Genomic DNA, 12,581 nt, shown 5'->3' with positions numbered 1-12,581 from the left:
CTTACCTCCTATCCGCCAGCACCCAGGCCACCGCGAGCGCCGGCAACACGAGCAGATTCTTCGCCAGCCCGCCGAGCGGGTCCAGCCATTGCGCCGGCAGCAGCACGCCGAACGCGAGCGTGTAGGCGAGCACGCTGAGTCCCATCAGCCCGAGCACCGGACGCGGGCGCCAATCGATCAGCAACAGCAAGGCGAGCACCGCATCCAGAGAGGCGGTCGCGCGTGCCAACAGCACCGGCTGCCAGGCCTGCATCGGCGAACCCGCGGCCAGCGCTTCGATCGTCGCTGCCGGGGTCAGCCATCCGGCCAACGCCGAAATCAGCCACAAGGCGACGATGGCGATGCGCAGGGTCGGCGCGAGGAAGTACAGCTGCGCCTGCCAACGGTCCTGGACCTGGCTCGGCGTCGCCGCAAGCGCCGTCTGCAGATCGCGCGGCACGTGGCCGAACTCGGCCTGCAGGCGCGCGGGCGCATCGGGGCCGGTGACGTTGCCGCGCCGGAGCATGCGCCACATGGTTTCGCCGACCGGGCCGCGGCCGAGCCGCTCGCCGACCCCGACCTGCAGCGACACCAGCGCTTCCGGCACCGCGATCGCGGCCTCGCCGTCGATGCGCAGCCAGCGCCGCCAGGTCGCCTGGTACTCGCGCAGCGTCATCGACTGCGGCGCGCCGATTTCGAAGATGCCGCGCTGCTCGCCTGCGGTGGCGAGCGCGGCGATGGTGCCGAGGTCTTCGGCCGACACCGGCTGGATCGCCCAGCGTCCGTCGCCGGGCAACAGATGCCAGCCCGGAAACGCCGCCAGCGCGCGCAGCAACGAAGTGCCGCCGTAGGAACCGGACGCGGCGTAGACGATCGACGGCCGCAGCACTACCGCACACAGCGGCAGGGCGAGCAAGGCCTCGTCGAAGCGGTGCTTGGAGGCAATGAAGGCGCCGTCCTCGGGCTCGCCGAGGGCGGAGATCTGTACGAAGCGGGCGACACCGGCGGACACGCAGGCCTGGGCGAGCGCGAGCGGCCCATCGACGTGGATGGCCTGGAAGGTTTGGACGCCGGTCTCGCGCAGGATGCCGGCAACGTTGATCACCGCATCGACCCCGCGCAAGGTGTCGCGCCAGGCTTCGGGTGTGGTCATCCGGGCCAAGTCGGCCTCGCGCTCGTCGGCGCGCAGCGCGCGGTCGCTCGCACGCACACCACGCACCACCCGCCATCCGCGCTGGCGCAGCGAGGCGATGATGTAGCCGGCGAGAAACCCGTTGGCGCCGAGCACCAGGGCGGTGCCTGGGTTAACGGCGCGCGATGCCTCGGTCCCTGATGCGGGTGCGATGTCGTCCATGGGGCGACACGTTAGCAGAGCGTGCGGGGCGACGAAGGGGCTGGATCGCGACGCGTCCGTCGGCCCTCACCCCCCCCCCTCTCCCGTTAACGGGAGAGGGGCTAAGAGCTTCAGAGAATGTAACGGCTCAGATCCGGGTCCTGCACCAACTCGCCCAGGTGCTGATCGACGTAGGCGCGGTCGATGCTCACCGCCTGGCCGTCGCGATCCGGCGCCTCGAAGCTCAGGGTATCGAGCAAGCGTTCGAGCACGGTATGCAGACGACGCGCGCCGATGTTTTCCTGGCGTTCGTTGACCTGCGCGGCGATCTCGGCCAGGCGATCCACCGCATCGACGGTGAACTGCAGCTCCACGCCTTCGGTCTTGAGCAGTTCGATGTACTGCGTGGTCAGCGAGGCCTTGGGTTCGGTGAGGATGCGGACGAAATCGTCCTTGCTCAGCGCGCCGAGTTCCACCCTGATCGGGAAGCGGCCCTGCAGCTCCGGAATCAGGTCGCTCGGCTTGGCCAGATGGAACGCGCCCGAGGCGATGAACAGGATGTGGTCGGTCTTGACCGAGCCGTACTTGGTGCTCACCGTCGAACCCTCGACCAGCGGCAGCAGGTCGCGCTGCACGCCTTCGCGGCTGACGTCGCCGCCGCTCATGCCGGCTTCGCTGCGCTTGGCGACCTTATCGATCTCGTCGATGAAGACGATGCCGTGTTGTTCGCAGGCTTCGATCGCGGCGGCGCGCACATCGTCTTCGTTGACCAGCTTGGCCGCTTCCTCTTCGATCAACTGCGGACGCGCGGCCTTGATCGTCAGATGCTTCTTGTGGGTCTTGCCGCCGGACACCTGCGAGAACATCTGCCGCAGCTGCTGGCCCATTTCTTCCATGCCCGGGGGCGCCATGATGTCGACACCCACGTTGACCGCGGTTTCGATCTCGATCTCGCGCTCGTCGAGTTCGCCGGCACGCAGTTGCTTGCGCAACTTGGCGCGGGTATCGCTGTCGGGCGAGCTGGTGTCCTGCGCCGGCGTTTCCGAACCGAAGCCGAAACCGCCCGGCACGCGCTTGGGCAGCAACGCATCGAGGATGCGGTCTTCGGCGCGGTCTTCGGCCTGGGTGCGCACGCGCACCTTGGCTTGTTCGCGGTACAGCTTGACCGCGGTGTCGGCGAGGTCGCGAACGATCTGCTCGACGTCCTTGCCGACATAGCCGACCTCGGTGAAGCGGGTGGCCTCGACCTTGACGAACGGCGCGTTCGCGAGCGTCGCCAGACGGCGCGCGATCTCGGTCTTGCCGACGCCGGTGGGGCCGATCATCAGGATGTTCTTGGGCATGACCTCATTGCGCAGATCGTCGTTGAGCTGCATGCGGCGCCAACGATTGCGCAACGCGATCGCGACCGCGCGCTTGGCTGCGTGCTGACCGATGATGTGACGGTCGAGCTCCTGCACGATTTCGCGCGGCGTCATGGTGGCGTGACTGTTGTCGGGTTTCATAGAAAGAAGAAGTGAGATGAGAGGAGTGAGGAGTGAGGAGTGAGCGGACATGCTGCGAATGGAAGAGATAATGAAGGAAGCCGGTTTTTACTCGCTCCTCACTTCTCCCCACTCACTTCTAAAGCTCTTCGACCACCACATTGCGATTGGTGTAGATGCACACGTCGCCGGCGATGTTGATCGCCTCGGTGGCGATGGTGCGGGCGTCGAGTTGGGTGTGCGCGATCAGAGCGCGCGCAGCCGACAGTGCGTACATGCCGCCGGAGCCGATCGCGATGATCCCGTCTTCGGGCTCGATGACGTCGCCGGTGCCGCTGATGATCAGCGAGGTTTCTTTATCGGCCACCGCGAGCAGCGCTTCTAGCTTGCCGAGGCGGCGCTCGGTGCGCCAATCCTTGGCCAATTCGACCGCGGCACGGGTCAGTTGCCCGTGCTTTTCGAGCTTGGCTTCGAACAGTTCGAACAAGGTGAACGCATCGGCGGCGGCACCGGCGAAACCGGCGAGCACCTGGCCATCGCGGCCGAGGCGGCGCACCTTGCGCGCGTTTGATTTCATGACGGTGTGACCGAGCGTCACCTGACCGTCGCCGGCCACGGCGACGCGACCGTCGCGGCGTACCGAGACGATGGTGGTGGCGTGAAAAACAGTGGGGTTCTGACTGGGGTCCATGCTGGCCTCCGGGGTAACCCTCACGAAGTGGGGCTGCGGCCGGCCGGTTCAAGTCCCAGACCGGGAGCGGCGGCGCCGCTCCCGGTTGCATTCACTCAGCGTAATCCCGCTCCCGGCACTCGGATGGGCCACCGGACTCGACTTCGTAATCGAACCAGAAATAGCCATGCCACAGACGCGCGCTGCGCAGCGGCTTGCCCTTCCAGGCTGTGAGGTGAATGCCCTCCATGCTGTTGCAGGCGCGCAGGGAGCCCGGGGCAGCGGCATCGAAAGCGACCATGCCGCTCCACGAACCCTCCTGCCACGATGCCATGTCCAGACGCACGGCGTAGGCCTTTGCCGCTGGCTCGTCGGGATCTACCGACGCGCTCGTCAGCGACTTGCACGGTTTGGACAAGGCCGAGACCACCTGACCCCGCAACGGCGGCGATGCGTCGTAACCGGGCTGCGGAGTGACGATGGTTATCGGCAGCGGAAAGCGGGTGATCTTGCGATGGGTCAAAACGCAGCCGACCTGTTCCCGGCCGCCGGCCAAGCCGTAACTTTCGCGGGCGGGCGCCTGCTTCGCCGCCGGCGCGCTCGCCGCTGCGCCCACCGCCAGAAAAATTGCCAGTACTGTCTGCATACACCGTTCCTTGGTTGGTTCTAGAGGAGCGCGATATTAGTGCCTTGGCAGGAGCCTTCCGGCGCGGCGTAATGGCGAATCGGTCACGCTTGTACACATGCTGCGAGATGTGGTGCGAGGCTCGGTCAGCGCAAAGCCAAGAGCAAATCCCCCCTGCCCCCCTTTTCCAAAGGGGGACTCTCCGGGTCGGCTCATTACGAATTCTCGCTGGTTCTTTCTGGCCAGTAAGGCCAGCGAATCGGGATGCGCCGACGAAGCAACGGCTTCATCCGCTCGCTCTTCGCTCTCTCATCTCACTCTTCCCACTCACTTCTCGCGATCGGGCTTGCGCTTGGCCCGCGGGTGCGCGGCGTCGTAGACCTTGGCCAGGTGCTGGAAGTCCAGGTGGGTATAGATCTGGGTGGTGGCGATGTCGGCATGGCCGAGCAACTCCTGCACGCCGCGCAGGTCGCCCGAGGATTCGAGGATGTGGCTGGCGAAGGAATGCCGCAGCAGATGCGGATGCACGCGTTTGAACAAGCCCTGGCGTTGCGCCAGTTGACGGATGCGCAACTGGATCGCGCGCGGGGTGATCGGGCCGCCGCCGCGCCCCGGAAATACTTGTGCTTCGTTCGCCGCGCCGGTCGATGCGCGCCATTCCTGCAAGGCCGCGCGCGCGTGCGAGCCCAGCGGCACGCTGCGTTGCTTGCTGCCCTTGCCGAGCACGGTCACCAGGCCGTCGTCGAGATCGAGATCGCGCCAACGCAAAGCGCACAACTCGCTCAAGCGCAGGCCAGAGGAATAGAACAACTCGAGCACGGCACGATCGCGCAGACCCAGCGGCACATCGGTCGGCACTTCGACCAAGGCCTTGGCTTCGTCCGGGTCGAGCACCTGCGGCAGTTTGCGCGGCGACTTCGGCGCGCGGATCGCCGCCGCCGGACTGGCCATCAGCACGCCTTGCTTGACCTGCCAAGCGTAGAAACTACGGCATGCCGACAAACGGCGTTGCAGGCTCTTGGGGGTCAGGCCGCGCCGATGCTCGGCGGCGATGAACGCGCGCAGGTCTTCCGCGTTCAGCCGCAGCGGATCGCCGCGGCCGTGGTGTTCGCACCATTGCGTCAAGGCATCGAGATCGCGCCGATAGGCGTCGAGGGTGTGCGCCGACATGCGGCGCTCGACGCGCAAATGATCGAGGAAGGCGTTAGTGGCGCTCATGGCGAAACCGCTGCGGCGTGTCGGCGCGGATCGCGCCGCGCGCCCGGCTCAGTCGAAACGCCTGAGCGCGACCGCCAGCGACTCGCCCATCATGCGCAGGAACAAGGTGCCCATGCCGGGGAAGAAGCGGTTCGCGTCGCGGCTGCCGACCGCGATCAGGCCGGTGCCCGGCAGCGGCAACAAGGCGGTCGACTGCACTTCCTCGGCGCGCTCGCCGTACAGCACGACGTGTTTCTCGGGCTGCAGGCGGCCGCACAGCGGTTCGCCGTCGCTCAGGGCATCGCGGAACGGCTGCAGACGCGCATCGCCTTCGGCGATGATCTGCAGCCAGTCGCTGTCGCCGAGGCCCTCGACCGGTTTGAACACGACCAGGCGCACGAGATCGCCGTTGAAATCCTCGGCCAGGCTCGCCGCCATCGCGCGCAAGGTGTCGGCGGCGCTGCCCTGGCGCAGCAGCGCCAAGGTCAACTGGTGGGTGCGCACCGCCAGGCGTTCGTTCTCCTGGGCGTTGCCGAACAGTTCCTGCAGGCGCCGCGACAGTTCGCGGTTCTTGTCGCGCAGCACTTCCAGTTGGTAGCTCGCCAGCGACGCCGCCGAGCCTTCCTCGCGCGGCACCACCAGGCTCATCGACAGGTCGGGAAACTGCTGCAGGAACCGCGGGTGACGACGCAGCCAGTTGGCGACTTCGTGGGCGCTGAACTTGTCGCTCGTTTGTTCGCTGAACTTGTCGGTCATCGGTTCCACTCTCCTTCGAACACGAAAGCCGCCGGGCCCGCCATCGACAGCGTCGCCGCGTCGTCGGGCCAGGCGATGCGCAATTCGCCGCCGGGCAGCCGCACGGCGACGTCGCGGTCGACCAGGCCGCGCCGGATCAACACCGCTACTGCGGCGCAGGCGCCGCTGCCGCAGGCCAGGGTCTCGCCGACGCCGCGCTCGTACACGCGCAGGCGGATGCGATCGCGAGCGATCACCTGGGCGAAGCCGACGTTGGCCGATTCCGGAAACGCATTGCTCGACTGCAACAGCGGGGCGATGCTGTCGAGCGGCGCGGCCTCGACGTCGTCGACCTCGATCACCGCATGCGGATTGCCCATCGACACCGCGCCGAAACCGATCACGGTGTCGTGGATGTCGACCACGTATTGATCCTGGTAGGCCGTGTAGCCGCGCATCGGGATGCGCGCGGGCTCGAAATCGGGGCGCCCCATGTCGATGCGGTAACCGCCGTCGCCGAGCGCCCACACCGCATGGCGGCCGGCCGGGCTGTCGACGGAGAAACTGCCGTCCTCGGCGCGGGCGCGGGCGGCGGCGCCGTCGCGGACCAGCCAGGCGGCGATGCAGCGCGCGCCGTTGCCGCATTGCTGCGAGCCCGAACCGTCGGCGTTCCAGATCCGGTAGGACGCGACCGCGCCCTCGCTGAGCGGGTCTTCGACGGTCAGGATCTGGTCGCATCCGACGCCGAAGTGGCGGTCGGCCAAGGCGCGGCACAGTTCAGCGTCGGGCTCGGGCGCGCCGCCACGCAGATCGAGCACGACGAAGTCGTTGCCGGCGCCGTGCATCTTGCTGAAGCGCAGCGGCGCGGCCTGCCCGGCCACGGCGGTCGCGGACTCAGCCATCGCCCTGCGGCACCGGCTCGGCAGGCTTGGCGTCGTCCTTGCCGTCGCCGTCCTTGTCTTGCGTGTCCGCATCCTTCGCGCCTTCGGCGGCCGGCTGCGAGCCGTCCAGCGGCGGCAGAGTCGGCAGCGACGTCTTGGCGTTCGGGTCGGTCGCGACCGGCGGATCGTTGGCGGTGGAAATGGTCACCGGCACTTCGCCCGGCTTGGCCACGGGCGCTTCCTGCGGCGCGGGCTCGGTCGGCAGGACCAGCGGGCCCTTGTTGCCGCAAGCGGTCAGGGCGAGGGTCAGCGCGGTCAAAACGAGAGGCGTTGCGATGCGTGCATTCATGGGCGAAGTGTAGCCCGCAGCCGGCGCCGAAACGAACCCGTCCGGGACCGCAGGGCGCGGCGCGGGTTCAGGCGGGCCGGGGCCGGCACCGCTGCGCTCAGGCCCGCGGCGGTTCGGGCCGCCGCCACAACCAGATCGCGACGACGGTCATGATTGCGGTGCCAGTCATCGCCATCCACAGCTTCGGCGAAGTCAGGAACATGATCGCCGCACAGACCGACATCATCGACACCGCCAGCCATTTGGAGCGCCGGCTGACCGCGCCGTGCTTTTCCCAGTCGCGGATGATCGGCCCGAACTGGCGGTGGCCGAGCAACCAGGCATGCAGTCGCTCGGAGCCGCGCCCCGCGGCGAAGGCCGACAACAGCACGAACGGCACGGTCGGCAGGCCCGGCACGACGATGCCGATCACGCCCAGGGCCAGGCTGGCATAGGCGAGCAGCTTCCAGGCCCAACGGAACCGCCCCTTGCGGGCCTTCGACGATGAGGCCCTGCCCTCGACCGCATCCGCGGCGGGCGCGGTCGGCGGCTCGGGGTCGGCAGGCGGTGGCGGAAACGGCATGGCGGAAGTATGCGGCGGTCGCAGGGGCTGTGGTCGAAATGCGGGTGCGGCCCTGGCTTTCAATCCGCTCCGCCGCCGCAAACGACGACGGCACCGGGGCGGGCGCCGCCGGTGCCGTCGAACGGGGACCGCGGGCACTTACTTCAGCGTGGGCCCGCTAACCTGCAGTTGGTCGAGCATGAACGCGTACATCTCCGACTGTTCGCGGAAGCGGCGGAAACGGCCCGACTTGCCGCCGTGGCCGGCCTCCATGTTGGTACGGAACAGCAACGGCTGCTTGCCGTCGCTCTTGTCGGACCGCTGGATATCGCGCAGACGGGCGACGTACTTGGCCGGCTCCCAGTACTGCACCTGCGAATCCCACAGGCCGGTGCCGACGAACATCGCCGGATAGGCCTGGGCCTTGAGGTTGTCGTAGGGCGAATAGCTGAGCATGTAGTCGTAGTAATCCTTCTTCTCAGGATTACCCCACTCGTCGTACTCGTTGGTCGTCAGCGGGATGCTCGGATCGAGCATGGTGGTGACCACGTCGACGAACGGCACCTGCGACAGGATCACCCGGTACTGCTGCGGCGCCATATTGGCGATCGCGCCCATCAACAGGCCGCCGGCGCTGCCGCCGTAGGCCGCGACGCGGTCGGGCGCGGCGTAGCCGGCCTTGACCAGTTCGGCGCTGACGTCGATGAAGTCGGTGAAGGTGTTCTTCTTGTTGAACAGCTTGCCGTCGTCGTACCACTTGCGGCCCAGTTCCTGGCCGCCGCGGATGTGGGCGATCGCATAGACCATGCCGCGGTCGAGCAGGCTCACCACGGTGCTGTTGAAGCCCGGGTCGGTCGAGGAACCGTAGCTGCCGTAGGCGTACTGCAGCAGCGCCGCCTTGCCGTTCTTCTCGAAGCCCTTCTTGTAGACCAGCGACACCGGCACCTTGACGCCGTCGCGCGCGGTCGCCCAGAAGCGCTCGGTCACATACTTGTCGGGGTCGTAGCCGATCACCGGCTGCTGCTTGAGCAGCTTGCGCTCGCCGGTTTGAGTGTTGAGCTCATAGGTCGTCGCCGGCGTGGTCATCGAGGTGTAGGTGTAGCGCAGCCACGGCGTGTCGTGCTCGGAGTTGGTCGCCAGGCCCATCGAGAACGCGGGCTCGTCGGCCTTGACGAATTCCTCCTTGCCGTCCTTGCCGATCAGGCGCAGGCGTTCGAGCGCATTGGAACGCTCGGCGACCGCGGTGAAGCCGTCGAACAGCTCGAAACCTTCGATGAAGACGTCGTCGCGGTGCGCCACCCAGTCCTGCCATTGCTTGCGCGAGCGGGCATCGTCGGCGGCGGTCACCAGGCGGAAGTTCGGCGCCGGCTTGCCGTCGGCGCCGGGCGCGTTGGTGCGGATCACCCAGCGGCCGTCGAGGTGGTCGGCGTCGTACTCGACGTCGCGCTCGCGCGGCGCCAGCACCACGAACTCCTTCGGATCGGCGGCCGGCGCGCAACGGGCCTCGCTCGACACGGTGCTGTGCAGGCTGATGCAGATGTAGGCATCGTCGCGGCTGCGGCCGATGCCCATGTAGAAGCTGTCGTCTTTTTCTTCGTAGACCAGCACGTCGGCCGAGGCCGGCGTGCCGAGCACGTGCTTCTTGACCCGCACGGTCAACAGGGTCTCGGGGTCGTTCTCGACGTAGAACAGGGTCTTGTTGTCGTCGGCCCAGACCAGGTTCGGCGAAACGTCGTCGATGACGTCGGGATAAATCTCGCCGGTCTCCAGGTTCTTGAAGCGGATCTTGTACTGGCGGCGGCCGACGGCGTCGTCGGCCCAGGCCAGGATCCGGTTGTCCTGGCTGACCTCGAAGTCGCCGACGTTGAAGTACTGCTTGTCCTTGGCCATCGCGTTGACGTCGAGCAGGATCTCCTCGGCGCCGTCCATGCTGCCCTTGCGGCGGGCCTGGATCGGATAGTCCTGGCCGGTCTCGAAGCGGGTGTAGTACCAGTAGCCGCGCTCGCGGTACGGCACCGAGCTGTCGTCCTGCTTGATGCGGCCGACGATCTCGTTGTACAGCGTGTCCTCGAGCGGCTTGAGCGGCGCCATGGCCGCATCGACATAGGCGTTCTCGGCCTTGAGATAGGCCAGCATCTCGGGGTTCTTGCGCTTGTCGTCGCGCAACCAGTAGTACTCGTCGCTGCGCTGGGCGCCGTGCGGGGCCCTGACCTCGTGCGGCTTCTTGGCGGCGTCGGGCGGCGTGGGCAGGCCGGCTGCGGTGGCGGAAAGGGTCGTGGTCATCAGGAGCGTCGCCGCAAGCGTGAGAAAGGTCGGTTTCATATTGGGTCCGATATCGGGATGCGCAACCGCGGGGCGGTGAGGATTCAGCCAGCCCAGTCGGGCAGGGCCGGGGCGCAGACGACGACGGGCGCCTGGGCGCCCGTCGGTTCACGCATCGGCCGGCCGGCCCGTCACTTGGCCAGCTGTTCCCACAGGAAGGTGAAGGCCAGCGCGTTCATGTGCGCCTGCTGGGCGTTGTTGGCCGCGCCGCCGTGTCCGCCTTCGATGTTCTCGTAGTAGCGCACGTTCTTGCCGGCATCGAGCATCTTCGCCGCCATCTTGCGCGCATGGCCCGGATGGACGCGGTCGTCCTTGGTCGAGGTCATGAAGATCACCGGCGGGTACTCGCGCTTGGCATCGAACAGGTGGTACGGCGAGAAGCCCTGGATGAACGACCAATCGGCGGTGTCCGGATCGCCGTACTCGGCCATCCACGAGGCGCCGGCCAGCAGGTGGCTGTAGCGCTTCATGTCGAGCAACGGCACCTGCACCACCACCGCACCGAACAGGTCCGGGTACTGGGTCAGCATGTTGCCGGTGAGCAGGCCGCCGTTGCTGCCGCCCTGCACGCCCAGGTGCGGGGTGCTGGTGATCTTGCGCGCGATCAGGTCCTGGCCGACCGCGGCGAAGTCCTCATAGGCCTTGTGGCGGTTGGCCTTGAGCGCGGCCTGGTGCCAACGCGGGCCGTACTCGCCGCCGCCGCGGATGTTGGCGACCGCATACACGCCGCCCTTCTCCAGCCAGCCCTTGCCGATGCCGCCGGAATAGCTCGGGGTCAGCGAGATCTCGAAACCGCCGTAGCCGTACAGCAGGGTCGGCGCGCTGCCGTCGAGTTTGAGATCCTTCGGCCGCACCAGGAAGTACGGCACGCGGGTGCCGTCCTTGCTCTTGGCGAAGTGCTGTTCGATCACGTTCTTGGACGCGTCGAAGAAGGTCGGCATGGTCTTCAGCACGTCCGGTGCCTTGGCGTTCTTGCCGACTTCGCCCATCGCCAGAGTGCTGGGGGTCAGGTAGTCGCTGGCGCTCAGCCAGACCGCGTCGCTTTCGTCGGAATCGACCGCGCCGACCATGACCGTGCCGAACGTCGGCGCGCCGGCCAGGGCCTCGCGCTTCCACTCGCCCTCGCCCGGGGTCAGCACGCTGAGCTTGTACTTGACGTCGTCGAGCACGTTGAGGATCAGGTGATTGCGCGTCCACACCGCGTTCGCCAGCGAGGTGGTCTCGGTCGGCGCGAACAAGGTGGTGAAGTCGCGCTTGCCGGCCTGGAAGTCGTCGAACTTGATCGCGATCAGGCTGCCGGAGGCGTACTTCTTGCCGCCGGCTTCATAGGGATCGCGCAGCTCGGCGATCAGCCATTCGCGATGGACGTACTTGTTGGCCGAGTTCGGCAGGTCGATCTTGCTCAGCTTGCCGTCGGCGCCGCGCAGGTACAGCTCGTCGTTATAGAAAGCGAGCGTGCGCTGGACGAAGTCGCGCTCGAAGCCCGGGGTGTGATCGTGCATGGCGCCGATCATCATGTCGGTCGGCTTGCCCTCGTAGACCAGGCTGGCCGAGGCCATCGGCGTGCCGCGCTTCCACAGCTTGACCACGCGCGCATAGCCCGAGGTGGTCATCGAGCCGGGGCCGAAATCGGTGGCGACGTAGACGTGGTCGCGGTCGATCCAGTTCAGGCTGCCCTTGGCCTCGGGGCGGACGAAGCCGTCCTTGACCCAGGCCTTGGTGGTCAGGTCGAACTCGCGGGTGACGTCGGCATCGGAGCCGCCGCGCGACAGCGCGACCAGGCAGCGCTGATAGTCCGGACGCAGGCAGTCGGCGCCGTGCCAGACCCACTGCTCGTTCTCTTCGCGGTTGAGCGCGTCGAGGTCGATCACGGTCTCCCACTTGGGCTGGTCCTTGCGGTACTCCTCGAGCGTGGTGCGGCGCCACAGGCCGCGCTGGTGCTGCGCGTCCTTCCAGAAGTTGTAGTAGTAGGCGCCGATTTTCTCGACGCCGGGGATCTTGGCGTTGGAATCGAGGATCGCCCGGATGTCGGACTCGAGCTGCTTGAACTGCGGCGTCGCGGCGAGTTCGGCCTCGGTCTTGGCGTTGCGCGCCTGGACCCATTCGAGCGAGCGCTTGCCCTCGACCTCTTCGAGCCAGGCGTAGGAATCGTTCATGGCGGCCTCCTTGGCGGGTGCGGCACCAGAGGCCGAGGCGGCGGCGATACCTGCTGCGAACAACAGGGATTGACAGGTCTGCGACATCGAGGACATGGCTCATCCGGTGCAAAGGAAGGCCGCCACGCTAGCACAGGGCCGCGCGGCCGCCGCCCTGCCCAAGGTCATGTAGGGAGTTGCCTGGTTTGGCGCGTTGAAGGGCCGGCGGCGGCCGCTCGGCCCGGCCCCGCGGCCCGCTCGTGCCGGCCCGCCCGAAGCACCGGGCGGGCCGATGGTTCAGGCGGCGCGCGGCAGCGGGCGCGCGACCAC

11 protein-coding genes are annotated in these 12,581 nt (G+C 67.4%); all 11 read right to left on the bottom strand.

Features of this window, described 5'->3' with window-relative positions; translation table 11 throughout:
- Window position 1: 1 nt before the first annotated feature.
- The 11 genes from LC490_RS22740 to LC490_RS22690 all read right to left on the bottom strand — a co-directional run bounded on the left by LC490_RS22740 (window position 2) and on the right by LC490_RS22690 (window position 12,359).
- The gene (locus tag LC490_RS22740; protein ID WP_223621711.1) at window positions 2–1,333 is read right to left on the bottom strand and encodes an NAD-dependent epimerase/dehydratase family protein; all 1,332 of its coding nucleotides are present in this window, start codon (window positions 1,331–1,333) and stop codon (window positions 2–4) included.
- A 110-nt stretch (window positions 1,334–1,443) separates the two neighbouring features.
- On the bottom strand, window positions 1,444–2,790 hold the full coding sequence (gene hslU / locus LC490_RS22735) for an ATP-dependent protease ATPase subunit HslU (RefSeq protein ID WP_223621784.1): 1,347 nt from the start codon (window positions 2,788–2,790) through the stop codon (window positions 1,444–1,446).
- A 145-nt stretch (window positions 2,791–2,935) separates the two neighbouring features.
- A complete protein-coding gene (hslV, locus tag LC490_RS22730) occupies window positions 2,936–3,487 on the bottom strand; it encodes an ATP-dependent protease subunit HslV (protein ID WP_031372835.1) in 552 nt (183 codons plus the stop codon).
- Window positions 3,488–3,578: 91 nt separating this feature from the next.
- On the bottom strand, window positions 3,579–4,112 hold the full coding sequence (locus LC490_RS22725) for a hypothetical protein (protein WP_223621710.1): 534 nt from the start codon (window positions 4,110–4,112) through the stop codon (window positions 3,579–3,581).
- A gap of 306 nt (window positions 4,113–4,418) precedes the next feature.
- The gene (xerC, locus tag LC490_RS22720) at window positions 4,419–5,309 is read right to left on the bottom strand and encodes a tyrosine recombinase XerC (protein WP_031372837.1); all 891 of its coding nucleotides are present in this window, start codon (window positions 5,307–5,309) and stop codon (window positions 4,419–4,421) included.
- Window positions 5,310–5,357: 48 nt separating this feature from the next.
- Window positions 5,358–6,044, bottom strand: a complete 687-nt coding sequence (locus LC490_RS22715) for a DUF484 family protein (RefSeq protein WP_031372838.1) — start codon at window positions 6,042–6,044, stop codon at window positions 5,358–5,360.
- Window positions 6,041–6,925, bottom strand: a complete 885-nt coding sequence (gene dapF / locus LC490_RS22710; protein ID WP_223621709.1) for a diaminopimelate epimerase — start codon at window positions 6,923–6,925, stop codon at window positions 6,041–6,043. The genes LC490_RS22715 and dapF overlap by 4 nt, the downstream gene beginning before the upstream one ends.
- Window positions 6,918–7,253 carry a lipoprotein gene (locus LC490_RS22705; protein WP_223621708.1) on the bottom strand — a complete coding sequence of 112 codons (336 nt, stop codon included), beginning with the start codon at window positions 7,251–7,253 and terminating at the stop codon, window positions 6,918–6,920. The genes dapF and LC490_RS22705 overlap by 8 nt, the downstream gene beginning before the upstream one ends.
- A 97-nt stretch (window positions 7,254–7,350) precedes the next feature.
- Entirely contained in the window at window positions 7,351–7,815 is a 465-nt protein-coding gene (locus LC490_RS22700) for a YbaN family protein (RefSeq protein WP_223621707.1), read from the bottom strand.
- A gap of 138 nt (window positions 7,816–7,953) precedes the next feature.
- Window positions 7,954–10,116 (bottom strand): S9 family peptidase, encoded by a 2,163-nt coding sequence (locus LC490_RS22695; protein ID WP_223621706.1) that lies wholly within the window; start codon window positions 10,114–10,116, stop codon window positions 7,954–7,956.
- Window positions 10,117–10,247: 131 nt separating this feature from the next.
- Window positions 10,248–12,359 carry a prolyl oligopeptidase family serine peptidase gene (locus tag LC490_RS22690; RefSeq protein ID WP_152566294.1) on the bottom strand — a complete coding sequence of 704 codons (2,112 nt, stop codon included), beginning with the start codon at window positions 12,357–12,359 and terminating at the stop codon, window positions 10,248–10,250.
- Window positions 12,360–12,581: the final 222 nt, after the last annotated feature.

The organism is Lysobacter sp. ESA13C (assembly GCF_019970005.1).
Lineage (GTDB): Bacteria > Pseudomonadota > Gammaproteobacteria > Xanthomonadales > Xanthomonadaceae > Lysobacter > Lysobacter antibioticus_B.
The sequence above is the reverse complement of the archived record's forward strand: the minus strand, read 5'-3'. Positions and strand labels throughout refer to the sequence as shown.

Bases quoted from the DNA above. Each gene is read 5' to 3' on its own strand.
- LC490_RS22705 (WP_223621708.1), bottom strand. From the start codon at position 7,253: ATGAATGCACGCATCGCAACGCCTCTCGTTTTGACCGCGCTGACCCTC.
- xerC (WP_031372837.1), bottom strand. From the start codon at position 5,309: ATGAGCGCCACTAACGCCTTCCTCGATCATTTGCGCGTCGAGCGCCGC.
- LC490_RS22740 (WP_223621711.1), bottom strand. From the start codon at position 1,333: ATGGACGACATCGCACCCGCATCAGGGACCGAGGCATCGCGCGCCGTT.
- hslV (WP_031372835.1), bottom strand. From the start codon at position 3,487: ATGGACCCCAGTCAGAACCCCACTGTTTTTCACGCCACCACCATCGTC.
- LC490_RS22690 (WP_152566294.1), bottom strand. From the start codon at position 12,359: ATGTCGCAGACCTGTCAATCCCTGTTGTTCGCAGCAGGTATCGCCGCC.
- dapF (WP_223621709.1), bottom strand. From the start codon at position 6,925: ATGGCTGAGTCCGCGACCGCCGTGGCCGGGCAGGCCGCGCCGCTGCGC.
- hslU (WP_223621784.1), bottom strand. From the start codon at position 2,790: ATGACGCCGCGCGAAATCGTGCAGGAGCTCGACCGTCACATCATCGGT.
- LC490_RS22700 (WP_223621707.1), bottom strand. From the start codon at position 7,815: ATGCCGTTTCCGCCACCGCCTGCCGACCCCGAGCCGCCGACCGCGCCC.
- LC490_RS22695 (WP_223621706.1), bottom strand. From the start codon at position 10,116: ATGAAACCGACCTTTCTCACGCTTGCGGCGACGCTCCTGATGACCACG.
- LC490_RS22725 (WP_223621710.1), bottom strand. From the start codon at position 4,112: ATGCAGACAGTACTGGCAATTTTTCTGGCGGTGGGCGCAGCGGCGAGC.
- LC490_RS22715 (WP_031372838.1), bottom strand. From the start codon at position 6,044: ATGACCGACAAGTTCAGCGAACAAACGAGCGACAAGTTCAGCGCCCAC.